At 60.6% G+C, this 23,069-nt stretch carries 30 protein-coding genes and 1 pseudogene; 7 read left to right on the top strand and 24 right to left on the bottom strand.

Annotated features, from left to right (window positions below; translation table 11 throughout):
• Positions 1 to 730: 730 nt before the first annotated feature.
• From ACN0TA_RS18130 to ACN0TA_RS18100, 7 genes and pseudogenes are all read left to right on the top strand, one after another.
• Positions 731 to 898: pseudogene (locus tag ACN0TA_RS18130) on the top strand (DfrB family trimethoprim-resistant dihydrofolate reductase); the annotation flags it as partial.
• Positions 895 to 1,302 (top strand): hypothetical protein, encoded by a 408-nt coding sequence (locus ACN0TA_RS18125; protein ID WP_417585590.1) that lies wholly within the window; start codon positions 895 to 897, stop codon positions 1,300 to 1,302. The pseudogene ACN0TA_RS18130 and the gene ACN0TA_RS18125, both read left to right, overlap by 4 nt.
• A gap of 4 nt (positions 1,303 to 1,306) precedes the next feature.
• Entirely contained in the window at positions 1,307 to 1,717 is a 411-nt protein-coding gene (locus tag ACN0TA_RS18120; RefSeq protein WP_417585588.1) for a hypothetical protein, read from the top strand.
• The gene (locus ACN0TA_RS18115; protein ID WP_417585586.1) at positions 1,718 to 2,194 is read left to right on the top strand and encodes a hypothetical protein; all 477 of its coding nucleotides are present in this window, start codon (positions 1,718 to 1,720) and stop codon (positions 2,192 to 2,194) included.
• Positions 2,195 to 2,197: 3 nt separating this feature from the next.
• The gene (locus tag ACN0TA_RS18110; protein ID WP_417585584.1) at positions 2,198 to 2,416 is read left to right on the top strand and encodes a hypothetical protein; all 219 of its coding nucleotides are present in this window, start codon (positions 2,198 to 2,200) and stop codon (positions 2,414 to 2,416) included.
• Positions 2,395 to 3,645 (top strand): Arm DNA-binding domain-containing protein, encoded by a 1,251-nt coding sequence (locus ACN0TA_RS18105; RefSeq protein WP_417585582.1) that lies wholly within the window; start codon positions 2,395 to 2,397, stop codon positions 3,643 to 3,645. The genes ACN0TA_RS18110 and ACN0TA_RS18105 overlap by 22 nt, the downstream gene beginning before the upstream one ends.
• Positions 3,646 to 3,933: 288 nt before the next feature.
• Entirely contained in the window at positions 3,934 to 4,296 is a 363-nt protein-coding gene (locus ACN0TA_RS18100; protein ID WP_417585580.1) for a DUF2493 domain-containing protein, read from the top strand.
• On the opposite strand, the gene ACN0TA_RS18095 is transcribed toward ACN0TA_RS18100, so the two are convergent.
• The 24 genes from ACN0TA_RS18095 to ACN0TA_RS17980 all read right to left on the bottom strand — a co-directional run.
• Complete coding sequence (locus ACN0TA_RS18095; protein ID WP_417585578.1) at positions 4,293 to 4,808, bottom strand: DUF2514 family protein; 516 nt, start codon at positions 4,806 to 4,808, stop codon at positions 4,293 to 4,295. The genes ACN0TA_RS18100 and ACN0TA_RS18095 overlap by 4 nt on opposite strands.
• Positions 4,805 to 5,284: a hypothetical protein gene (locus tag ACN0TA_RS18090; RefSeq protein ID WP_417585576.1), complete on the bottom strand. Its 480-nt coding sequence runs from the start codon at positions 5,282 to 5,284 to the stop codon at positions 4,805 to 4,807. The genes ACN0TA_RS18095 and ACN0TA_RS18090 overlap by 4 nt, the downstream gene beginning before the upstream one ends.
• Before the next feature lie 53 nt (positions 5,285 to 5,337).
• Entirely contained in the window at positions 5,338 to 7,281 is a 1,944-nt protein-coding gene (locus tag ACN0TA_RS18085) for a GDSL-type esterase/lipase family protein (RefSeq protein WP_417585574.1), read from the bottom strand.
• A 103-nt stretch (positions 7,282 to 7,384) separates the two neighbouring features.
• On the bottom strand, positions 7,385 to 10,060 hold the full coding sequence (locus ACN0TA_RS18080) for a host specificity factor TipJ family phage tail protein (RefSeq protein ID WP_417585572.1): 2,676 nt from the start codon (positions 10,058 to 10,060) through the stop codon (positions 7,385 to 7,387).
• Complete coding sequence (locus ACN0TA_RS18075) at positions 10,057 to 10,473, bottom strand: hypothetical protein (protein WP_417585570.1); 417 nt, start codon at positions 10,471 to 10,473, stop codon at positions 10,057 to 10,059. Before ACN0TA_RS18075 ends, ACN0TA_RS18080 begins: the two co-directional genes overlap by 4 nt.
• Positions 10,470 to 10,952 (bottom strand): DUF1833 family protein, encoded by a 483-nt coding sequence (locus ACN0TA_RS18070; protein WP_417585568.1) that lies wholly within the window; start codon positions 10,950 to 10,952, stop codon positions 10,470 to 10,472. Before ACN0TA_RS18070 ends, ACN0TA_RS18075 begins: the two co-directional genes overlap by 4 nt.
• Positions 10,949 to 11,407: a hypothetical protein gene (locus ACN0TA_RS18065; RefSeq protein ID WP_417585566.1), complete on the bottom strand. Its 459-nt coding sequence runs from the start codon at positions 11,405 to 11,407 to the stop codon at positions 10,949 to 10,951. Before ACN0TA_RS18065 ends, ACN0TA_RS18070 begins: the two co-directional genes overlap by 4 nt.
• On the bottom strand, positions 11,404 to 13,611 hold the full coding sequence (locus tag ACN0TA_RS18060) for a hypothetical protein (RefSeq protein ID WP_417585564.1): 2,208 nt from the start codon (positions 13,609 to 13,611) through the stop codon (positions 11,404 to 11,406). Before ACN0TA_RS18060 ends, ACN0TA_RS18065 begins: the two co-directional genes overlap by 4 nt.
• A 47-nt stretch (positions 13,612 to 13,658) precedes the next feature.
• Positions 13,659 to 13,937, bottom strand: a complete 279-nt coding sequence (locus ACN0TA_RS18055; RefSeq protein ID WP_417585562.1) for a hypothetical protein — start codon at positions 13,935 to 13,937, stop codon at positions 13,659 to 13,661.
• A 14-nt stretch (positions 13,938 to 13,951) separates the two neighbouring features.
• The gene (locus tag ACN0TA_RS18050) at positions 13,952 to 14,302 is read right to left on the bottom strand and encodes a phage tail assembly chaperone family protein, TAC (RefSeq protein WP_417585560.1); all 351 of its coding nucleotides are present in this window, start codon (positions 14,300 to 14,302) and stop codon (positions 13,952 to 13,954) included.
• Positions 14,303 to 14,304: 2 nt separating this feature from the next.
• Positions 14,305 to 14,790: a phage tail tube protein gene (locus tag ACN0TA_RS18045; RefSeq protein ID WP_417585558.1), complete on the bottom strand. Its 486-nt coding sequence runs from the start codon at positions 14,788 to 14,790 to the stop codon at positions 14,305 to 14,307.
• A gap of 89 nt (positions 14,791 to 14,879) precedes the next feature.
• Complete coding sequence (locus tag ACN0TA_RS18040) at positions 14,880 to 15,245, bottom strand: DUF3168 domain-containing protein (protein ID WP_417585556.1); 366 nt, start codon at positions 15,243 to 15,245, stop codon at positions 14,880 to 14,882.
• Complete coding sequence (locus ACN0TA_RS18035) at positions 15,245 to 15,745, bottom strand: HK97-gp10 family putative phage morphogenesis protein (RefSeq protein ID WP_417585554.1); 501 nt, start codon at positions 15,743 to 15,745, stop codon at positions 15,245 to 15,247. Before ACN0TA_RS18035 ends, ACN0TA_RS18040 begins: the two co-directional genes overlap by 1 nt.
• Positions 15,738 to 16,079, bottom strand: coding sequence for a phage head closure protein (locus ACN0TA_RS18030; protein WP_417585552.1), 342 nt, complete (start codon positions 16,077 to 16,079; stop codon positions 15,738 to 15,740). Before ACN0TA_RS18030 ends, ACN0TA_RS18035 begins: the two co-directional genes overlap by 8 nt.
• The gene (locus ACN0TA_RS18025) at positions 16,076 to 16,570 is read right to left on the bottom strand and encodes a head-tail connector protein (protein ID WP_417585550.1); all 495 of its coding nucleotides are present in this window, start codon (positions 16,568 to 16,570) and stop codon (positions 16,076 to 16,078) included. The genes ACN0TA_RS18030 and ACN0TA_RS18025 overlap by 4 nt, the downstream gene beginning before the upstream one ends.
• Complete coding sequence (locus ACN0TA_RS18020; protein ID WP_417585548.1) at positions 16,571 to 16,780, bottom strand: hypothetical protein; 210 nt, start codon at positions 16,778 to 16,780, stop codon at positions 16,571 to 16,573.
• Positions 16,781 to 16,824: 44 nt separating this feature from the next.
• Positions 16,825 to 18,024 (bottom strand): phage major capsid protein, encoded by a 1,200-nt coding sequence (locus tag ACN0TA_RS18015; RefSeq protein WP_417585546.1) that lies wholly within the window; start codon positions 18,022 to 18,024, stop codon positions 16,825 to 16,827.
• A 12-nt stretch (positions 18,025 to 18,036) separates the two neighbouring features.
• The gene (locus ACN0TA_RS18010) at positions 18,037 to 18,699 is read right to left on the bottom strand and encodes an HK97 family phage prohead protease (protein ID WP_417585544.1); all 663 of its coding nucleotides are present in this window, start codon (positions 18,697 to 18,699) and stop codon (positions 18,037 to 18,039) included.
• Positions 18,696 to 19,925 (bottom strand): phage portal protein, encoded by a 1,230-nt coding sequence (locus tag ACN0TA_RS18005; RefSeq protein ID WP_417585542.1) that lies wholly within the window; start codon positions 19,923 to 19,925, stop codon positions 18,696 to 18,698. The genes ACN0TA_RS18010 and ACN0TA_RS18005 overlap by 4 nt, the downstream gene beginning before the upstream one ends.
• Positions 19,925 to 21,598, bottom strand: coding sequence for a terminase large subunit (locus ACN0TA_RS18000; protein WP_417585540.1), 1,674 nt, complete (start codon positions 21,596 to 21,598; stop codon positions 19,925 to 19,927). Before ACN0TA_RS18000 ends, ACN0TA_RS18005 begins: the two co-directional genes overlap by 1 nt.
• 5 nt (positions 21,599 to 21,603) lie before the next feature.
• Complete coding sequence (locus ACN0TA_RS17995; protein ID WP_417585538.1) at positions 21,604 to 22,050, bottom strand: hypothetical protein; 447 nt, start codon at positions 22,048 to 22,050, stop codon at positions 21,604 to 21,606.
• Between the two features lie 114 nt (positions 22,051 to 22,164).
• Entirely contained in the window at positions 22,165 to 22,494 is a 330-nt protein-coding gene (locus tag ACN0TA_RS17990) for an HNH endonuclease (protein WP_417585536.1), read from the bottom strand.
• On the bottom strand, positions 22,494 to 22,634 hold the full coding sequence (locus tag ACN0TA_RS17985; protein WP_417585534.1) for a hypothetical protein: 141 nt from the start codon (positions 22,632 to 22,634) through the stop codon (positions 22,494 to 22,496). Before ACN0TA_RS17985 ends, ACN0TA_RS17990 begins: the two co-directional genes overlap by 1 nt.
• Before the next feature lie 172 nt (positions 22,635 to 22,806).
• Positions 22,807 to 23,069: phage holin family protein (locus tag ACN0TA_RS17980; RefSeq protein ID WP_417585532.1), on the bottom strand; the 263-nt coding region annotated here is incomplete at its 5' end.

Below are 23,069 nucleotides of genomic sequence, written 5' to 3'. Positions count from 1 at the left end.
AGGCGCTGAGCCGTAACCCGCGCTACGCCACCGAGGCGGAACTGAATAACGCTGCCATATGGAGCAAGGTATGAACGACACACTGAAGGTAGCCGGGCGAATCGGCGCTGAGCTGGGGGCTGCGAAGGCGGAGAACGAAGCGATGCGCATTCTGCTGCGCGAGTCATACAGCGAGCTTCTGGTGATGAAGACAGAAGTCGGTTTCCGCGGGAAAACGCTTGAGCTGATTGACCGAATTGACGCCTTCCTATCCCGGCAGCCCGAACCCACCGACACCTACACCGCCGTCGACATGGCCACAGCCGCAGCGCAGGGGTTCAGGGATGGGCAGGCGGCGATGGAGCCAGCCCCGGCGCAGGATGAGCGCACCGCCTTCGAGGCGTGGGTTATGCAGCACAACACAGCCGTTCGCGAGGACTACGACGATACGGACGAAAACGCACCAGAGGATATTCGCCTGGATCGACAGGGCGGCGTCTATATCTGGGCGAATGCCGAGGCAGCATGGTTCGCATGGAAGGCCCGCTCTGCGCTAGACACCCGCCCCGCGCAGACCGAGCAGCAGCCTATCCGTATGCCGCCACGTCCAGAGGTCGATGTCGAAACGGCCGAGAATTTGAAGCGCGAAGATGGATATTTCAGTGGCTTCCATGAGGGCGCGCGCGAAATGTGGGACGACATTTCCCGCATGAACTCCGCCCCCATCGCGCAGACCGCCCCGCAAGGCAAGTTCAGCATGGGCGACCTCGTGAAGAAGTCCACCGGCAGCGAGTGGGAAGGCCGCGTGGTTGGCTGGTACTCGACCGAGCAGACCAAGGAAGGCTACGCAGTCGAGAGCAGCGCGCATCGCAACAGCGTGCAGATTTACCCGGTAACGGCATTGGAGGCAGTGGAATGACCATCTCTGACGACTATTTCGCTGATACCGGTGAGACTGTAGGCAAGGCAGCCATCCGAATGCACGCGCTCGGAATCGGCATTGAGCAGGCAGCGCACCAGATCGGCTACGCCACGTCGAGCGACCTGCGCAAGTGGCTGGCCAGACGCGGACTGGAATGCCCATGGCCGCCGTCTCGTGCCTTTCCGCACCGAGGCCGCCCGCAGATCAAGATCACCGACAAGGTGCTGGACGACTACTGCGCGCTTCGGCTTGGCGGCGCTATGGCGCCTGAGGCTTGCGCGATCCTAGGGCACAGCGAGCGATCCATCTACAGCGCACTGAAGAATCGGCGGCCAGGGGTGAGGCTTCCGGTTGCCCGGCGCATAAAGAACAACCAGACGCGCCACATGGCGCAAGGATGAAAGAATGAGCAAGGTATTGGTTGATCGGGAGCTGCTGAGTCGTGCGGCAGACGTATTGGGAAGCCAGTCGTTTTCGGCATGGGATGAAATCGCCGAGCAGCTTCGAGCATTCATCGCCCAGCCCGCAGAGGCGGAAGGGGTGCAGCTTCGCCGGTACACGCCGATCAGCCAAGGCGACCACATGCCGGCGATGAATTCATGCGATCAAGGCGGATGGGTGCGTCACTCCGACTACCTCGCCGCCCTGTCAGCCGTGACCGCCGAGCGGGATAGGCTGAGGGATGCAGCAGGAAAGGCCATTGCTTGGCTGGACGCAGAGCAAAACGGGTCCGGGGTCGGGATCAATCGCAGACTCAAGCTGTGCCGTGACGCAGAAAACTCGCTGCGCGCCGCCATGGCTGCGAAGGAGGCGTGAATGAGCAAGTCATTGAACCGCGTTTTAGTTATCGGGGCAGCGCTTGGGCTTACATCGCAGATTGCCGCCATGTTTCCTGAGCCGAAGCCGGCAAAGCAGATTATGCCCGACGACCTCCGCCGCATCGCAGCCGCAGAACGAAAGCGCCTGAAGCGGCAAGCACGAAACAAGCGCACCGCCCAACCCCACACGCAGCAGGAGATAGACATGCACACAGACAAGGCGATAGCAGAGTTCGAGGCGTGGTGGGACAGGCAGCCGTTCCGCGAGCAGTTCGAGGACGTGAAGGACCAGATGCGGAATGTGGCCGTGGCGTTCTACCAGAAGGGGCGGGAGAACGTGGTGATTGAGTTGCCACACCGAGAATCGATGATGGCTTGCCCGAACACGAGCGAAGAATTCGACAGCGGGTATGGCGTGGCGGTCAAACACTGCCGTGCCGCCATCGAAGCAGCCGGCGTAACGGTGAGGGGGTGAGGGATGGGCGCAGCAGAGAAACTTGAGTACTACCACATCACCCCGGGCCTTTGGTTCCGCCAGGAATTACTGTTCCCGCACTTCGGGATATCAACCGAGGCAGCGCGCAAGTATCGTTCGGGCGGCCAATGGCTGGAAGGGAAGCACTGGCGAAAAGACCCGGTCAACCGAGTCGTCTACAACAGAAGGGAGATTGAGGCATGGATGGGGGGCCAGTTATAAAGCTACCGCCCGGCGTGGAGATCAACGGGAAGCAACTGCGCATCTCGTTCATGCTCCACGGCCAGCGGTGCCGGGAGCCGCTGCCAGGGGTATCGAAGATCAACAAGGCATCGATCTCCTACGCCGACAACAAGCGCCGCACGATACTGGCCGAAATCAAGGAGGGGCGATTCGACTACGCGGCGCATTTCCCGGAATCGCCGCGAGCAGTGATCTTCTCTGGATCGGGCGGACCCAACACTAGGCGGACGGTCAAGGAAGGGATCGACCGCTGGCTTGAGGTGATGCGGGCACGCAAGGCCGAGAGCACGGTGATCAACTACGCCAGCAAGGCCAGGCGAGTCGATGAGAAATTCGGCAAGCGCCGGATCGTGGACATCAGCAAGAGCGATCTCGAGTTGTTCCAGGCGCAGCTTCTGAAATCCGGCCTGGCACCGAAGACCGTCAATGATGTGTTCACCGTGGTTCGTGGCGTTTGGGCCGATGCGTTCGGCGACGGGATCTTGAAGGCGAACCCGCTGGACCGGATCACCAACGTCGATACGGACAGCGAGATTGAGCACGCCGACCCGTTCAGCCGCGAGGAAATCGAGCAGATCGCCAAGGCCGACCCGGAGCGGATGACCGACGTGCGGATGGTCCTATTCAACTGCTGGGCCGGGCTGAGCCTGTCAGAGATCGTGGCGCTGGCGATTGAAGACCTGGACCTTGATGCGGGAATCGTCAATGTGCGGCGCGCCCTGGTCGTGGGCGACTACAAGGTGCCGAAGGAGCGCAGCCGCACACGAACGGTCGAACTGATCGACCCGGCGCTTGAGCTGCTGCGGCAGGTACTGGAAGACGCCAAAGGATCGGAGCCGATCAAGATCGAGGTGGTCCAGCGCGACAACGTGACGAGAAGGAAGGAGACGATCACACCACTGTTTCGCAACTCAGCAAGTGGCGTCGTCTGGAATGGCAAGACCGTGAGCAAGTGGTTCACGGCGCATCTGAAGAAAGCTGGCGTCCGCCATCGTGGCGCCAATCAGTGTCGGCACACGTTTGCCAGCCAAGCCCTATCGAGCTATGTCCCGGTCGAGTGGGTAGCCCGGCAGCTTGGGCACACCGACACAACTATGGTGAAGAAGCACTACGGCCGATGGATACCGACAGACACCAAAAGCATGGCTGGCATCGTATCTGAAATGATGGGGTTCAGGACGGCGCAAAGCGGCGCTGAACGGCCTTGAATGTGCCGTTTTTGTCCTAAATTTGTCCTAAACGGAGCGCCGAAAACTGAGAAGCCCCGCTGCAGGCTTAGTGCGGCGGGGCTTCCAGTGTTTCGAATAGTGGCGGAGAGATAGGGATTTGAACCCTTAACGAGCAAATTTAGCACCGCTCTGCGCCGCTACAGACCGCATTGGATCGCCAGACTTGCGGCGTATGGCGGAATGGAGCGGCGGGCGTTTTGTCCTAAATTTGTCCTAAGATTCCGCCAATGCACAGAGCCGCGCCTGAACACCTGGAGCGAATATAACATGCCAGTCCGAATCATCGTCTGCGGAGGCCGCGACTACGCCGACCGCGCCCGCGTTTTCGAAGTGCTCGACCACATCCTGCTCACTCGCGGCATCAGCGAGATCATCCAGGGCGAAGCACCAGGCGCCGATCGCTGGGCCCGTGAATGGGCATTGAACCGCGACGTGAAGCTGACCCGCTGTCGGGCCGAATGGGAGAAGCACGGCAAGCGCGCCGGCCCGATCCGGAACCGGCAGATGCTCGAGCTGAAACCCGATGGCGTGGTCGCCTTCCCGGGCGGCCGCGGAACGCAAGACATGATCACCGCAGCACAGGAGGCCGGAGTTCCGGTCTACCGTCCTCGCCCGTCCGGGCAACTCTAATTCCCCTTCACCGCGTCATACGCTTTCTCGCACGTCGACCCAGCTATTCCTCGCTCGTCGGCGACTCCAGCATAGAGTTGAGCAGCCTCTCCAACCCGGCCGAGCAGGTCGGCTCGCACTCGGGCGGCGTCTTCGGCTGCCTGGCTGAGCTGGGCAGTGATGGTATTTCCGGCGTCACGACTGCGCTGCTCAGCTGCTGCGAGGCGCTGCTGCAGCCGCTCAAGAGCACTCCCAGCGCGCTCAGCATCAGTACGCGCTGCAGCCAGTTGTTCCTGTGCCTCTGCATCTGCTTTCTCCGTTGCGGCCTGGCGCCGCTGGTTTTCCTGAATCACGTACAGCGCCGCACGCCGGTCCCGATCGCTGACTTCGGTTCGGTAGTTGGCCAGATCGGCCTGTGCCTTCGAGGCCGCAGACTGAGCCGATAACACCCGGATCTGTTGCCAACAAGCTACAAGGACCAAGGCAAGGACCCAGTAGGACCAAGTCGGGACCAACTTCAGCCAGGCGGTCATCGCATCACCTCACGCACGGCCGCGGCGAATCGAGCCGGCCAGCGCTCTGGATGAGGTTTTCCTGGCCTCCAGCACCGTTCATACAGCGCCCAGCCGCCAGCCGCGTCATGCTCTCCGGGCAGCGGCTTCGGGTCAGTCCAGAGCAGCAGCCGGCCGAAGGCGAACGCCAGCACATCGTCACGCTCGAGTGCAGCCCACACGGCGGCAGGCTCAGGCGCAACGCCGCGCGCCGCACACACTCGGCGGGCATGGTCACGGCTCGATGGGTGACTCAGCACGCCACGCACGCCGCCGCCCTGCTCGAACTGCAGTAGCCCGCGGGCCGGACCGGTCGGCCACTGGCGGCGCCGCTGTTCCGGATCTTCCTGCTGCGTGATAGCCAACAGCATGATCTCGGCCTCTGGGCTCGACATCAGTGCAGGCAGCAGCGCGAGAGCGGGCGCTATGGCTCGCTCCCGTATTTCAGAGAGGGTCATGATTTTCTCCAGGCGAAAAAAACCCCGACTGGCGGGGCTGTTAGGCGCTGCGGTTACTGCGATTCGAGTGAATTGATGATGTTGCGCGACATGATTGCGTGCCCTAGGGCATTAGGGTGGGTGTCGCCGTCAAGAATTACCGATGGCGCAATTGACTCAAACGCGGCGAGGTTGTCGATGAATGCCAGGCTGTTAGTTTTTGCAACCTTGCTCAGCACGCCGCGAACGTCGCGCATGGTCATATAGGCCGGCGCAGGAGGCTCGATGGAGTCGGCTACAGGTCCCGCCACCATCAGAATGACATCGCCCAGCGGCATCAGTCGATTTAGGATGGCCTGCATTGACCGTTCGAACTCTGCCGCGCCCGGAGGCACGCTCGTATCACCACGGTCGTTCGTGCCGAATTGGCAGAAGATGAACTGATCACGATTCGTTACAGCGGTCGGGCTGGAGTAGCTGCCTGACAGGTTGTAAAGGTCGTATGTTCGCGCCGTCTGACCGATTACGCCTTGATTGGTGAATCGAACAGTTTTTGGAATCTCAATACCTTCGAGATATAGGCGACGTACACCCGTCAGGCCGGTGGAGTTTGTGCGGATCGTGACCGTCTTGTTTCGCACGTAACTAAACGTGTGCGTGCGGCGATTGTTGTCGCCTGAAACCACGCCGTCTACGCCGTCCTGAGTTGTAAATGTCCCGATGCTAACCCCATCAACCAGCACGTCATAATTGTTAAAGTCGCCTGTATTTGTGGCCCGGAATATCAGCGTGAACTGCGTCCCAGTAAAGTTAAAGCTGATCGACTGGCTGGACGTGCCGCTGCCGTTACCGTCTGCGAGCGTGTACATCCAGCCGGTAGGGCTGAAAGACCGAACTGCCGACACGGCGGTCTGGTTCGATCCCGAGCTAGTCAGCGTGAACGGGCCGTCCTTCGGATAAATAATGACCGGCTTGGTGTACGTCGCAATCGACTCGCCAGACGGAGACGCAGCCCAGTTCGTGAGCGTCAGCGTGGCACCCTTCATGTACTGGCCACCAACATAGCGCCGCAAGTTGTTCCAGAAGCTCGGGGACGAAGCATTATCGCGAGCAGTATCGAGGAGCGAGGTGCGCGGGTCCACGCTGGAGTTGTCCGGTAGAGTGCGCCCCCATGTAATTGAGTCGCCGACTGCTACGATGCCGACGAATTGAACCAGTGGATTGCCAAGCGCCTCCTTGAGGTTGCGCAGCTGATTTCCGTAGGGGGTGTATTTCGGGACGCCCGCCAGATAACTGTTGAACAATGCGGCGGGATAGGTTGCTGTGCCGATTTTGAATGAGCCGTTCACGTAGGCGTTTTTAGCAGGCACCGAACTTACAAGGTAAGTCTTGCCGAGCAGGTCAATAGTCCGTCCGGTTACCGCCGCTTCCAGTGCGGTAAATGCGGCCGCGTCATTTGTAGCCCCATCGCCTACGGCGCCATATTGGGTTGGAGATATAGGGACCTGCGCGTTAAGGCTATCGACGCTGGTGTTCAGGTCGTCCAGTGCAGTTTCGACAGTGCCCGCACCATATCCGACACGAGTGGCGCCATCGGATGCTGACAACATGTCGCGCAATGCTTGGTTTCCGACAGCCACCAACTTTGGTGAGTCGGTCGCGAACGTACCGGTGAGCGTGAGCGGTAGATCGGACTGCAATCGCACTCGGTAAAGCTCGCCCCCGCGCTCTATAAGTTGGGTCGGACGCTGTATTACCGCGCCGGCTGCGTATTGGATTGTTACTGCCTCCCACCCTTGGGCGGCCAGCCAGTCGGCTACCTGTTGCCTCAGACCCGCCAAGCTCTTACGTGGCACGCCAAGTCGGTCTGGGTAATCCAACTCAGTCCCGACGCTGAAATAGTCCAGATTCTGCGCGTTGTCGGACAGGTCTCGTGCGTCAGTCGAACCGACTGCATTTCCGGTGTTATAGGTCGTCATGACTGCTCCAATTAGCAGAATAAAAACCCATTGCTTCATGACGGCGCTTCCTTGACTGAAAGCGGCCATTATAAAGCAGCGGGCGAATTAATCCGCACGGCGCCCTTGCGGGCCGTGTCCGGTATGTGGTGTTGGCTAGTTGTTAGGCTGGCGGGGTTGCGTCGTCGTAGGTGTAGACGCGCGGGTCGTAGTTGACCGCCTCGACCGATGCGCCGTCAGTGCCGCTCGGGCTGATTGACGTGATCAGCGCCGGATAGCTCCAGCGGTTGACCGGGCCGAACAGCAGGTGCGGTGGCTCGATGCTCCAGGACGTGTCGGGCTCGAAGTCCAAGCCAGCGATCGACAGCCGATAGTCATCGATGCGGGTCGCAGCGTATGGACCTGAAAGCGTGCCATCCGGCCGGCGGATGCCGATGACATACGAGCCGCCCGCAGACCAGTCCAGCGGCTCGGACGACTCGATGATGCCGCTTTCGTAACTGAGCATCACAGCGCTCTGGCCGTAGCCTGGCACGTCGTCCTGAAGCGGCACGTAGCTGAGGTAGCGGCTGTTGAGAGCATCAAGCTCGGTCGAGAAGCGATAACCCCAGCGGCGATACTTCTGAATCATCCGCTCCCGCATACCGATCCTCCACGCGCGGGTTTTGTCGGTCACACCATCAACCTTGATCTTCTGGACCCGAAGGCCTAGATCGCCTGGCAGCCGGCATTTAACGGTCTCCTTTTGCCACGAGACGCCGTCAAGGTGTTCCACGTCGACCCCGTCGTAATCATCGGGCTTGCGGCCGCTGAATTGCCGGACCAGAGGCCCGGTCATGTTCTGCGGGGTGTATGTCTGCTCGAACGTCGTCCGCGGCTCATCTCGCACCGGGCGGATGCGCCCCCTGTCTATCGTCAGAGTTGCAAACCCAGCCTGCATGGCATCGTTCAATATGCGCTTGACCGTCATCGACGAGTCAGCCGAATAGTCAAAGTAGTCGCCCCTGGCCGCCCAAATCGCGCCAAGGCGATCAAGCTCAGCCATGTCAAGGTCTGCATCCGTGTAGCCGATTGAGCGGGCAACATGGGCAATCCACGGAACGATGTCGCGCGTTGGCGTCTCAACGTCCCAGCTGCCGTTTCCATTACGAACCGGAAGCACGCGCGTGGCTTCGACCGAGATCAGCTGCTCCGACTTGGACGAAAGCCGGTTTCCACCACGGATGCGAAGCGCAATAGTGGTGACGCCTTCATACGACTTTTTAATGGGAAGGTTGGCTCGTAGGCCGTACCACTGGACCTCATCGATTATGTTGGTGTCAGTAGACGCGGCACCAATCCGACGCATCCTCACCTCGGCACGCATTGGAGTGCCAAAGGTCAAGCGCTCGGTAAACCCGATCTGATCCAACGTTTTCTGGCTGTAGGTCTTGGTTATCGACTGCCATGCACCGGCCGTCTCGATGTCTCGGTACTGGAGTTCGACCGTCACCGATCGGGTGATGTACTGCCCCTTGCTGCCGATGTGCATCAGGCCGTTCGGGAACATCACGTCCCATTCGATCTGCGTTGCTTTCTCCCCGGTCGGACAGCACGAAAACGGCCCGCACCAATTGCCTTCTTGCGTCGAGCCGTCAAGCTCGATCGTGGCGGTCGTCGATGAAAACGAATTGAAGCCAGGCCACGAAACCGTGTCAGTGCCGCCCGTATCTGTGATGCGCTCTACAGCTATTGCCGACGTGCTGGCTGCAGTCAGACGGTAGCGCAAACCGGCATAGCCAATGCTCAGTGATGCCGTACCAGCCGGGAAGCCAGTCGCAGGCGATCCATTCACATAGTTGAGCGTCATCTGGTCGTCTGCGCCATCGACGCCAGGCGTGTAGCTGTTGACGACGAAGCTGCCCTCAAAGGCGCCAGCCATCTCCAGCACCATGCCGGGGAACGGCGCCAACCACGCAAGCTTTCCGCTTAGGATGTCGCGGGACGCACCGCCATCGATGACAGTGTACGACTGCGGCGCGACGATGCGTACGATCATCCCCGCGGCCCAGCCTTCCGGGAAGGAGCCCGCGCCGGCAGGGACCGTGACCGTGTATCCATCGAACAGGTAAGTGCTCGCCGTCGGCGTCGGGCTGACGCCAAACGTGGCTTTGAGTTCAAGCCCCGCCGAACCGGTGCTGCTCGACCCGACTTCCGGCGCAGAATGCCACCAGATAGCGGCTGTTTCGGCCGAGAGGTCGGCGCCAGGCTGATAGATGGCATATTGCGCGTCAGAGCCAAGCGATATCAGCGGCGTGTCGCCGACCAGAATACGGCTCGCCGGCAGATCGAACTTGCCCTTGCCGATGCAAAGCAGCATTTCTGCCCACTGCTCGGTCGGCGCCGCAAAATACCGACGCAGCGGCAGCAAGTAGTCCGGGTAGACCTTGTGCCGACCCGCGATCTCGCGAATAACGGAGTTGGTCTTGACCTGGTTTCCCCGAGCCGAAACGGTATCAAGATCCGCGCCCTTGCGGTTTGTATCGCGCTGCTTCGGCGTATCCGGCATGAAGAACTGCATGATGCCGATCTTCGAGTGAAACGCCGGGTTGAACAGCAGGTTGAATGTATCGTTCTTCGGCTCCGGATAGATATCAAGCGTGTCGCCCTCGCCAATCACAACGCGCGGCCAGTCCTCGACCGCCAACAGTTCACCGTTCAGGTGCGCGCTGATCGGCGGCGACGCCATCGGCTTGTAGCTGCGGACATTGGCAGACAGCCAGGCGTCAAGCGTGCAGCCGCCGGCTTCATGCTGCTCAACCACTTCTCCGGTCAGCTTGCTCGAATAAATCCGAATCATGTCTTGTCCCTGTAATAGATGACGCGCAGGTAGCGGGATTCGAAGTCAGCCACCCATTGCCAGCGCACCGGCAGGCCATCGCCGCGGATATCGAGCACAGCCAAGCGACCATCGACCTCAACAACCACGCCGACATGGGTAACGAGGCGAGCACGGAACACGGCAGCAACAGCGCCAACCTCCGGCGCGCACTCCTCCAGGCACTCCGACGAGACCGCCTCATGCGCCCGGGCGAACTCGCGCGGCATAGTGTTGCGGACATGGCCCCACGAAGGCAGCAGCGGCTTGCCGTAGACCTCATGCCGCACCGTGCGAGCCAGCGACCAGCAGTCGTGCTCGACAACGCCATCCACGACTTCCCCTCGCGCCCCGTCCCGGTATCGAACGTCGCGATATGCGTCTAGCCAACTCATAGGTACTTCAGCCCTGGTGCGAACTCGGTGGTGTATAGATCGCGCGGCCATGCGCTGTTTATCAGGTCGTAGTAACCGGCCTCGACCTGCACTGTCGCACCGTTGATTTCGCCGTCAAGGACCGTCATGCGATACGGGGCTTCGGCCGGTGCGGACTTGTCGCTGGCGAGATAGCAGCGGTACGTTAGGATGATGCGCTCCTCTGCCTCGAGCGCCGCATCAATCCTCTGCTGCGCCTCGCCTGTCACATTGTCGATGGCGAAGGTGAGCGTCTGCCCGCCGCTGGTTCCGCGATCAGGCAGCGCTACGGCAATGCCCGACGCCATGAAGACAACGGGACGGCCATCCTCGGTAATGCAGTGCTGATCTTCGAATCCGTCGCACAGCAGAATGGGCTCAGACCAAGCCGCAGACGACAGCTCCAACGTATTCAGCAGAACGTCGCCGCCCGAGGCATAGACTTGCTCGAGGATGGTCATGCTTCTGGCCACTCCCGGTTAAGCGCAAGGTCGATGATGCTCTGTTGAGCGATAAAGCCGGGGAAGTTGCCCCAGCCTGGCGGCAGGATTGGACGCTCGCGCAGCTCAAGCTCAGCGGTAAAGCGCCAGTGGCTTTTGCCGACAAGAGCCGGGCCTTGGTAGATGTCTGTGAAACGCGCGGCATAGTTTTGGATGCTGCCTTCTGGCGTCTTGAGGGGACAGTCGAACCACTCCGAGCCAGACTTCAGTGCATCCTCGAACCATGCCTCGAACAGCTGCGCCTGCACGTCATCTAAGATCCATGCGACCGAAGCCATTGTCGGAACCGATGTAAACCGGCGCCGCTGCCTTGCTCTGCCGCTCTGCATCTCCGTCCTCTGCATGGGGCTGACGGCCTGGAAGGCGTACCCCTCGCGCAACGGGAGCGGCAGATACTCGCGTGGGTACTCGATCATGAACCGCTCCTTTGCAAGCCATACGCACGGCTTATGGCCTTGCTGCTTTTACCGTCCGCCATGATGTCCGCGACGAATATGTCGATGACGTTCTGCCCGCCTTCCTGTCGGCTGTTGACCGTCCCGGCCTTACTGGCGTCCTCGTAAATGTTCACGATAGGCGCTCCGGTGCCGCCGCTCTGAATGTCAGAAAGCGTCTTGTCGAGCTTGGCGCTGGTTTCCGCGGTCGTGACGCGCTCGCCTTTCTCCAGCAGCCAAGTGCCGGTAGCTGGCACGGAATCAATACCGTCGTGAGCCATGCCTGCGAGGGAAACGCTAGCGATTGCGCCAACAAGAGGAGTGGTTGCGGCGAGGGCAGCCGCCATCGCGCCAGGCGCGGCCAATGGGCCGACATAAGGAATTGCAGCTGTTGAGGCAAATGCGTTGATGCCGGCCAGCATAGATGCTGCTGTCGCATTCGCGATCATGGTTGTTGCGGCGCTGGCCTGTGTCGTCTTTCCAACCAGCAGTTGCACGGCTTGATAGGCAAGCCATTGGGCCGCCATCTCAGCAAGCGCACTGACAACCGAGCGCGCCATCTGCTCAGCCATCTGCTTAGCTGCATCGCTTGCGGACTCAGCTTCGAACACGACATCGGCGAAGGCGTCACCCATGCGAGACGCAAAGTTCTCCACGAGGGAGCCGGAAAGCTCGTCGAAGCTCATCAGGCTGTCTTCTGCCGCGAGCAGGTAGCGCTCCCAGTAGCTGCCATTGGCCTCAATCATCGCCTCGTCGTGCTCTTGCTGCAGACCGAGGATGGCTTCGTTCTTTTCCTGCTCAGTCAGCAGACTCGCATCCATGATGATCTTGCGGCGACGCTCGTAGGACTGCTTAATCTGCTCCTCTTCGCTCATCAGCGAATCGAGGATGGCGAGCGCCTCTTGATTGTTTCGCTCCTGCGCCTCGTTGACGGCATCAATTGCCGCCTGCTGCGCGCGGAGTGCTTTCTCTGCTTCGCGCGCGGCCTCTGCCGCAGCTTTTGAGGAAGCTGCCGAACCTTTACCAGAAGATGACGGCTGGATATTCAGGCCGGAAGATGCCGGGGCGCTCATCTGCGGCGCGGGCGAACCTCCATTGCCAAGGTTTTCGGCGAGCGCCGCCAGATCATATGCCTGGTCGAGCTGCGCGCGGATCTTCTCGAAGCTGTCCTTGGTGCTGCCGTAGATGGCATAACCTGTTTCGCCACGCTGTTCCATTTTGTTGAGCAGCGTCTGAAGCCTGGTCGCCTCCTCTTCAAGTCGCTCGATATCCTGAAGGCCGATGCCGCCCATCATTACGGCGACTTCTTCAGACGCCCAGCGAATGAACGACACCATCTTTTCTGCGCCGCTGATTACCGAGTTGAAGGCGGTAACCAGGCCCGACGCCAGAGACTTTGCAGCCTCAATCGTCTTCGGATCGCGGAGGGTATCCGTCAGCTCCAGCAGGTGAGGAAGTAGATCGGCGGCTATCTCTTGACCAACGCCACCAGCCACGCGCCCGAGCAGGTCCAAGTCATCGTTGAACTGCTTTGCGCCTGCGATGGTTTCTTCGGACAGAATCAGTCCGAGGTTCTCAGCCTCATCGGCCAGGCCGCGCATTTCCTTCGCGCCATTACGCAGCAAGGGAGCAAGAAGCGTGGCGTCGTTGGCGATCGCCTCCAGGAAGAACGTCATCTCCTGCTGGTTTGCTCCGGCCTTCTCCAGCGTGTCGACGTACAGGCCAAGAGCCTGCGGGCCGGAGAGGTTGCGGAACTGCTCGGCTGTCACCCCGACCTTGGGCGCAACCTGCTCGAAGAAGTCCTTGAGCGGGCCGCCGCCAGTTACGAGGAAGTCGCCAACCTTGTCGTTCACATCCTTGAGGATGTCAGACAGCTTGTCGCTCTCTACGCCAACAGTGCGGGCGCCGGCCGCGAACTTCTGGAACTCAGTAGTGGACGAGCCGGCCAGCTTGGCGAAGTTTTCAATCTCTGCAGCGCTGTTGATGCTGCTTTTGACCCAAACAGCCAGGGCGCCAACCGCAACGGCAGACGCGGCGCCGACGGCTTTGCCAGCCGCGTCCATATTTTTCTGGACTTCGCGCTTCCACTTCGCCGACTTGCGCTCGGCCTTGTCCATGCCAGCGACGAACCCGCCCACCTGGGCAACTACGTTCAGCGTCAATGTGCCCAGTGATTTGCTGGCCATTCAGTTTCTCCGGGCAAAAAGAAACCCGCCGAAGCGGGCATTACGGTTCAGACCCAAGATCTCATCTCGTCCAGGGTAAGCACAGGCTGATCGTGGAATGGCGCGAAGTCGGTCAGACGGAATGCCTGCGCACCTTCTTTCCGATGCGCGTTGGCATATAGCGCGGACAGCTGGGCGGCGCCGCGCTCTACCCTCATCCCAACGTTGAGCGATCCGCGCTTTGCCCGGTACTTCGCCCAGCGCAGGAACTCCGAATAGCTGAGCCTTTCCTGCGCCTCGGCGATGGTGCGGCCGCCGACCCCGCAAAGGACCAGTTCATGCCACACCTCCTCCTCCTCGGTCAGCTCGGCGTCTTTCCCAGGTTCGTTACCTCGGCGATCACAGCCAGCAGCGCCACAGCAAGGTTGCCGTCCAGCGGGCCGCGCTCGGGATCAGCGTCTCCGGTAATGTCGCCAGGCGTAAACACCGGCTTACCATCGGCGTCGCAAATGCATGACGCAATGCGCCCAGCAACAGCGTCGCCCTTCTGGCCGGCCGCCATCAGGTCAGAGACGGCGGAACGGTAGGAAAGCGGGCGAACGAACACGGTAGCGGTGAACTCTTGCGAGCCCTGCTTCCACTTCACTTCTCGCTCGACCGGGGCGCCGGTGAAGGCGCCCATTTGCTTGAGGGAATCAATGCTCAGCTGCATGGTTATGCCTTCGGAATCAGTGCGGCTCCACCGGAGCGCTGAATGGTCACGGCGCTGGAAACGACGCTGTTCTGTGCGAAGTCGAACGGCACGTCGGACAGGTAGCCTTCGAAGGTGAACCAGGTCCGGGTCGCGGGAAGTTCGAAGTCTTCGCCGCCAACAGCAACGGTCGGTGCTGCTGTGCCATCAGACCAACCCAGCGCCCACTTCAGAGTCGGAGCCGGATTCATCTGGCTCAACTCGAACATACGGACGTGGCTCGGCTCGCTCGGGTCGAAGTTGACGGTGAGCGATGCTTGGCCCGGAGTCCGCAGGCCTGGCATATACGAGCGGTCGTTTTCCTCGAGACAGGTTGTCTCGATCTGGTCAGCCGGAGCGCCGCCCGGGTTGAAAGCAGTAGCGCAGGCGATTGCGACAACCTCGAAGGTGCCGGGGGTTTCGCTCTCGGCCAGCATGTAGACCTGCGAGCCTTGGGAAAGAATGGCCATTCATGTATCTCCGTTGCGGGTTTCTTGATTGCGCGATTGCGCAGGCATAAAAAAACCCGCACTTGGCGGGTTGTTGGGGTTGACTCGGTTTATCGGTGGACGTACCAGTCCGCGTCGAAGCTGATTCGATAGCTGCCGGTTTCGGGGTCGCGTGATTCGCCGCGCCATCGCGTTATGTGAGCGTGCGTCTCGATAACGTCTCTGAGCGCCGTAGCGACGTTTCTACCGCTAGCCAGCGTGTTCGCCCACACATCGACCTGAATCGCGTAAGAGTCGATATCCGGTCGGTTGCTGATGTAGTTCTCTGGACTGCCGCCGATCTGGGTCCAGGTTGCGTATGGATACGCCACGCCTTCCGGCGCTTCGCCTGCGGGGAACAGCCGGGTCGGGGCAGCGCCTAGCAGCGCGGTCGACGCCGGATCTGCGGCGATCTTTTCAAATATCGGTGCGAACATTAGCTGCCCCCTGCGGCCTGTCTTTTTGCGGCCCGCTTCAGGGCCCGATCGACTGCGCGCTCGTACTGCCGCACGAACTCATCCACCACTTCGCCGATGTTGTTCTCGGCCGCCGGCCGAAGGTACGGCTGAGCGCGGGCTTTCTCGGTTCCAAGCTCGACCAGCATTGCGTGCGGAGTCGCGCCGCCAGGCCCGGTGTCGGGGTTGCCCGGCTCCATGTTGCGAATCGAGCCGGTCAGAACGCCGATACGGAACCCAAGGTCGCCAGTGCGCTTGAATAACCGCCCGTTCCAGCGCATTGCGATGTTGTCTGCGATCGTTCGGCCAGTTTCAGCGTCGTCGATGCGCTGCGCGTTCTGCTTGGCCTTATCGACGATGATCTGCGCGGCTTTTCGCAGGGCATAGCGCCCACCCTTGCGCTTGACGTCATCCGTCACCGAATCCAGCTTGCCGAGCAGCGAATCGAGGCCCGTTATGCTGAATTCAACGGAGTCAGCCATCAGATACACCCTCGGAAACCGGCAAAGTGAGGTATTCAAGCCCGGAATGGGCGTCAGGTAGCGCGCCCTGGATCGCGTAGACCTTGCCGCGGTGCAGAATTCGCATCGTCGGCAGGATGCCTTCGCGGTAGCGAATGACGATTCGAGCTGTGATTTCCGACTGATTCGCCTGCGCGGCAATGAAATCTCGTGCGGAAAGCGGCTCGATTGAAGCCGGAACGTTCTCAGCGAACACTTGCCAGCCAGGAATCATCTCGCCGCTGACCGGATCTTGCGCCAGCCCGGGTCGCTCAAAGGTAATCCGGTGGCGGAGTCGATACGAGAGTGTCTTCATACGCCCATGTTCATCCGGAAATGTTGCGCCACTAGGTCGGCCGCTGTGGTTAGCGTCTCCTTTTCGTCTGGAGATGCGTCATACATGGCTTCGACTCGGAGCTTGATCGCGGCTTTGAGCGATTCCGGCACGTGGCCGGGCTCAGTAGTGAACTCGACACGCACAGCTGCTCCGAAGTCGCCAGAAACAATTGATCTGTCGGCGTCGAATTCAAAGGAATCCGCGTCTACGCGCGAACCGTTAATAACCGATGAGACAACTGTTACCGTTGCCGGCCAGATCGGCAGCAGGTACGGACCGCAATCCTCAGAGGCCCACCGGTAAGTCGCAACGGCGAGCGCGCGGCCAGTAAAACGCTCTACGGCTTCGCGTGCCGCGGTGATAAGCGAACTGATCAGGCCGTCATCCGCATCGTGATCGACGCGCAAATGGGCCTTGGCCTCTTCCAGCGTGACCGGCTCGACCGCTGCAGGGGTGACGGTAATCAGCATTTACTTGTTCTCGGGTGCGGCCTTCATGGCCTTGTTCGAGGGGGCCTTAGCGGCCTTGGTTTCTGGCGACTTGGCGGGCTTTTGCTCTGCCAAAACGCCTAATTCGACGAGGCGCTTCGCCTCGTTGGGATCAAGCTCTCGCGTGTCGCCGGTCACATACGCTTTATCGCCGTAGTGCTCCCGCTTCACGTCATATGTAACTTTTGCCATCTCTCACCTCCAAGAGGGGCCGGCCGAAGCCGGCCCCGTCTGAGTTACGGAGTCACTACCGGGGCAATGTCGCCGTAAATGAAAGCCTCTGGACGGTAAACCGCCAGAGCCAGGCGCTCTTCAGCAAGAATGGTCACGAGGTTCTTGACGAAATCGTCTTCGTTCTCGGTGGCCACCTCGACGCGCGACTGCCAGCGGTCGAACAGCTGGGCGCCAAGCTTGAACGCGCCGGTCAGGAACTTGCCGGAGACAATTGCCTGGGTGGCAACGACCGGCAGCCCCCACATGGTCGGCGAAGCGACGCCCTGCGGCTGCCCAATGATGTAGCGACCCTCGGCATCCTTGGTCAGCTCGATGCCGGCCCAGTCGATCGGGTTGAGCACGTGGCCAGTGGCCGGAAATTCAGCCAGCACCGCCTGCAGCATCGCGAGACGCAGCGTGTCGATAGTGGTTGCGCCGGTTACGGTCAACGGAGCGGCGTATGCAGTCGCCTGAGGGATGATCCCCAGCAGATTCTGGCCGAGGCCGTCACCGTTGAGCAGCTGCTGCTCTTCCTTGTAAGCCAGGCCGTAGCGCAGCTTGCCGTCGATGTAGCTGGCCAGCATTGGCGCGTCGGACATGATCTGACGCGAGGCCTTAACCCAATGCGCAATGACCTTCGCGCTGGTGTTCTTCAGCTCGAACTGAATGTCCGACTGAGGCTTCAGGCCGGCCTCAGCGACCATGCCAGCGTTGTTGGTAAAGCCGGTTTCCTGCACGTACTCAAGAACATTGCCATCCATGCGGCCGGGAGTGATCAGGTCGCGGACAGTCATGCGGCGCTCTGGCTGCATGATCATGCCAGGCAGACGGGTGTTCTGTACCAGATCGCCAGCGGAGCCAGCGGCATCGGTAGTTGCCAGAGTAATCGTCGCCTTAAACTGCATGTCGGCGCGACCGCGCTGCGAGTTCGATTCAGCCAGGCCCTTGAAGTTTTGCGACTCCACGAACTGCTCGCCGAAACTCTTGTGCTGCTGCTGCTCGCGCTCTTCACCGCGGCGCGCCAGTTTTTGCTCAAGGTCGTCAACACGCGCCTTGAAGCCGTTCATCAGGGTCAGAGCGTTGTCGGCCTGCTCTTTCAGGTCGGCGGTGATCTTTTCACCGTGAGCCATCTTGCCAGTGATGTCTTCACCAAGCTTCTTGACTTCATCGGTGGCTTTCTTGAACTCGGTGGTCAGTTGGACCAGTTGGTTTTCTTCGGACATTTGAGTGAATCCCTATGCAGATTTGGTAAGAATCGCCAGCGCATCGCTTAGCGTTTGTTTCGCTTCGGTGTCGCCGGACTCACTCCGGAGCAACTTGGCCAGCCCGCCGCTTGCGATTGCAGTGGCCTGGGTTTTCGAGAAGCCTGCCTCGCGCAGGAACCTCTCAAATTCGGGCAGAGTGGGCAGAGAGCCCTCCTCAAGCGCGGATTTCACCGCGTCGATGGTAGCCTCTTCATTCATCGGAAAGGTGACGATGCTGACCTCGAACAGGCGCAGCTCCTTGAGGTTTCGGACGCCGGTCGATTTGTCCCGATCAGCGCCGCGGACGCCGTAACCGATGGACATACCGTCCAGGGCGCCGGCCTTCATCAGCGCGTGAATCTCTCGAGCGCGCTGAACATCGTTAACGAGCAGCCGCCCCTCTACGTAAAGCCCTTTCTCGTCCTCCCGGATGGCCGTATACACGCCGATTGGCTCGTTCCGGTCGTGGTTCCAGAGCACGGGCGGCATACGCTTGCGGCCTTCCCACTCCTGAATCGACTTGGCGAAAGCGCCTCGGTGGACGATATCGCCGCCACCGTCGACGTTCCCGAAGACAGAACCGTACCCAGAAAAAAGGCCGTCATCGCTGACAGCCTTGATCTCGAATGATACGTCCAGAGTTTTGTGGTTCATGGGGTCTCCTCCGGAGCACCGATCTTGTCGATAGTGGTCAGGTTCAGTTGTACGGTCAGCGCGTCCCCCCCCTCGACCGGCGGCAGATCTTCCAGCGCGCGCACATCGTTGCGGCTCATGACGCCGTTCTGGAGCATTTGCGAATAGAAGGACGACCGCGCGGCGGAGTCGGCGCGCAGCAAGCCCTCGACCGCGAACTTCGGCCGGTACTGGTCACGCTCTTCGGGGAGCAGCAGTTTTTTCGTAATGGCTTGCTCTATCCGCACCAGCACAGGGCGCAGCGAGTAGGTCAGGAAGCCGAGATTGGTGTTCTCCAGACTCGAAGCCCAGCTCGAAGCCTTGTCGGTATGCCCGATCAGCTGAGGCGGAACCCCGAATGCTCGGCAAATCTCCTCAATTCCGAAGTAACGAGACTCCAAAAGCTGAGCGTCTGCCGGGTTCATGCGTATGCCCTGGGCACTTGCGGGCTCCATTCCAGCCTCGAGAACCATCCATTTCCCAGCGTTTTCTGGCCTGCCGAACTGAGAAAGAGAGTCTCGCAGTCGGTCACGCTGATCTTTCTGGAGAGTGGTGGCGCCTGTCTTGAGGAAGCCGCCAACTTTCAGGCCGTTCTGGAACTCCCTGGCTGCGGCCCGGTTCGCATCCATCAGCCCGCCCATGGTTTCGGCTGCGAACTGGATGGGCGAAAGCCCCATGATCCCGTCGAGCGTGAAGCCTTTCAGGTGCAGGATCTCGTTCTCGCGGTAGACAGTAACCTTTCCGCCCTTGGTGTACTCGTATGTCAGCTCGCCTGAGCTGCTGCGAACAACCACGACCTTTTCAGGGTTGAGCGGCGTCAGCGACACGACACGCCGGCCGTCCCACTCGATAAGTACGAACGAGTTCCCCCACAAGTCCAAGGAAGCCAACTGCGCCTCCCAGAACTCACTCGCCGTCATGTCCGCATTCGGCGAGGAATGCAGCAATCGATAGAGCGGGTGCTGTTTGGCAAGCGACTTGTCTTCTGCTCGTAGGTGCAACGGCAGCGATGCAATCGTCTGCGATCTGAGCCGCACGCACGCCCACACCGCCGACAGCCTCAGCGATGAATCAGGGCCGACCGTGGAGCCAGATGGGGTTGTATGTGAATCGAAAGGCAGGGCCCGCTCGCCGTCTTCCAGGCGGGCGCGTCCGGAGAGTCGGCTCCAGAACCGCTGCCAGAATCCGGGGTCATTGAGGGTTGCCATTAGGCGATCACCAGGTTGTCTAAGAAGTCGTTAATGTTTGCCTGGCCGGGAGGATTCGCAGCCATCAGCGACACGGCGTTAAACAGCGCCATCAGTGGGTCGATCTTTGCCGAGCCACTGGCCTGCTTGGTGATAAGGATTGCGTTGCCTTTGGGCTCCACGCGGGCGTTACCGCAGCACCAGTTCATCATTGGCTGAGCAGCGTGGATCAATCCGCCCTCAGCCAACTTTCGTTCTGCGGTTTTGATTGAGCCGCCGAGCCGCCAGCCTTGACTGACGCCAACCAGCTTCTCCTGATCCACGTCGCGCACGGCGATAGCCTCTTGAATCGCGCCGATGCCGGCCGGGTCGAGGCCGACCTGATGCAGCAAGCCCGCAGCCTCGATTTGCTCGACGATATCAGCCACCTCGTCTACGTCATCGCCAATACGCTTGACGAGCACAAGGTCTCCAGAGCGCGCGAAGTCGTGGAGCTGCGCAGCTATGTCCTTGCGGCGCTCCAGAACCGATGGATGCGCCCACGCCCGGCACCACGCGAGCCATTCGCGCGTTTCTCGGTCGCGACCGATCACAGCCAGGCCAAGCAAGTCATCCAAGCCGCCGCCGTCAATGCCGATGGTCACGACTTCGCTGCGCTCGATGATGTAGTCCAGCGTGATCGCCTTGCGGGCCTGGGTCTCCCAGAACTCTGCGCCCGGCCAGCGGTTGCTTAGCAGGGCTAGTCCGATCTCGACGTTAAGGAACTTAGACAGGAATCCGCGCACCGACTCTTCGCCGGATTCCTCAGCCTTCGCCAGTTCGCGCACCAGATACTCGCGGTCTACCGAGTAGCCGAGGTTCGGGTTGACGATGTGGAAATTCTCGGGCTTTCGGTGCTCGCCTGCCTCGATCATGCGCGGCGGGAATTCGTAGATCACCGGAAGGAATCGTTTATCGTCGATCCGGCCGTCGCGCACGCCGCGCGCATATTGCAGCTTCTGGAGAAACACGCCGGCTGGCGGCTTATCCGACTGCGTAGTCAGGTAGATGATGCAACCTTCAGGGCGCGATGCTAGGCCGCCCGTTGCCTCACGCAGCATGTTCTCTGCGTTCGGGCTGCTGCCGAACAGGTGGATCTCGTCAACAAGGATGAAACTGGCCTTCTTGCCGCCAACGGTGTTTGAGTCGGCGGCCACGATCTTGAGCGTTGCGCCTGTCTCGCGGTGCGTGATGGTTCGGACGTGGTCCTGCACATGCAGCAGGTCGGACAGCTCTTCGTCGTGCTTCACCATATCCCGCGCAGGGGCGTAGGCGTTGTTCGCGACCTCGATAGTTGGGGCTAGCACGATCAGTTCGGCCGACTGCCGCCAGTTGCGAATCAGCAGCGTCAGCATGATTGCCGCCGCTATCGTCGACTTCGAGTTCTTCTTGGGGATGACGAGCGCGAATTCTTTGATCTCGCGGCGCCCGGTGTCGGGGTTGTATGAGCCGAACACGGCGCCTGCGAAATCAGACACCCACGGCGCGCACGCTTCGCCAATGGTCGGACTGCCTGGGGCGTCCACAATGCGCAACTGGCGCATGACTTCGAGCCCAGCCTGAGCTTCATCAGGGAACAGCGGCGGGATCGGCACAAGCGATTGACCGGCAACGATCCTCTCTTCCCATCCAGGGCAAGCAGTGGACCATTCCATTCAAATCACCTTGTATTGTCGACAGCCAGCCTCGGCGGAGCGCTTTGCCCGAAACGTCCTGCCGATGCCTTTTTGGCGGCGTCGGCCTTTTGGTCTTTCTTGCCCTGCTCGCCCGGCTTGGCGACCGTGAATGCCGCGAGTGCCTTTGCCGCGTCGAGCCGCAGCTTCGGCTCAGCCTCTAGGTCGTTCATCATCGAGCGCATGAATTCCAGCGGATCGCCGGCCTGTGCAGGGATGTGCGGATCTGGGTCAATCTTCGGCTCGTTCTTGCGCTGCTGCGCCACGACAACCGAGCGGCCCATTGCGGCCTGAACGTCTGGATCTTTCTCCAGACGGGTCGCGGCTTGGGCTGCGGTCTTTTCGGGGCAGCCGGCGTCAATTGCGGCCTGCTTTTTTGACATACCGGACAGCCGCGCAGCAGCATACCGGCGCTTCTGTTCAGTTAACGCCATTGTTAACAACCTCGGTTAACGGATGAAAAATCTACGAATGGGAGAGGGCGCGGTTTCCTGCATCGGAGCCTTCTGGACTTTTCACCCGCCCCTCCCCGGAGTAGGGCAGGGCGCCTACTGCTCCAGCGCGCTCTTGCTGACGTGGCATCCAGTCTTGACACGCTGGCCATCGATCATCTCGACGTGCACGCACAGCACCTGGCAGTTCGCTTCCACGTCCTCGCCTCCCATGAACAGCGGAACGATGTGATCCAGCTCGAACCCAGCAGGGTACGGCACTACTCGCTTGCATACAGCGCAACGGGGATCGCGCAGCCATACGGCATAGCGTCGTGCCTGTAGCCTGCGGCCAGTGATGCGCCTATCTGCTACCACTGCAACCTTGACTGGCTGGGTGTCAGCCATCTTCAGCTGATGCGGCTTGTGCATCTTAAGCTTGGCCATCAGATCACCCTTGAGCCGTCCATGTAGGTGCTCGGCTCTTCATCCTGCTCAGTCTCTTCGCTCAGTGCTTCCACGAGCATCAGCAGTAGCTGGTTGGTCTTGCGCTGCTCTTCCAGCATCTGGGTCAGTAACGATTCCACGCGCTCGGTCATATGCCACCTTTGCCCATTTCTTCAGCCACTCACGGCGGCGTTCACATCCGGCGCAGGCCATGACGCTTCCTCTTGCGTGAGTAGATCCACACCTCTTTCCCGATCATCACGGCGACACAGGCTGCGAGGTATAGGAACAGGAGGATGGCGTGGAGGCGTTTCACTGTCGGCGCCTGCGTTCGTGCCCATCCCAATCAATGGGGTGACGCAGCACCTTGCTCATGTTCCCGCCGCAGCGCATTAGGGAAGCGGCGAGCACGGCCAGTAGCAGGACCAGCGGCCATGCCTGATGTGGAATGCGCAGATCGCCGGCCACGATGTAGATCGCAGTGGCGCCGCAGCAGGCCATGATCAGCGCGGCCATGACTGACACGTCACGACGAAAGCGCGCATCGCCTCTCTGGTAGGTGAACAGACGAACGA

The sequence above is a fragment of the Pelagibacterium sp. genome, assembly GCF_048264985.1.
Taxonomy (GTDB): domain Bacteria; phylum Pseudomonadota; class Alphaproteobacteria; order Rhizobiales; family Devosiaceae; genus Pelagibacterium.
The sequence above is the reverse complement of the archived record's forward strand: the minus strand, read 5'-3'. Positions and strand labels throughout refer to the sequence as shown.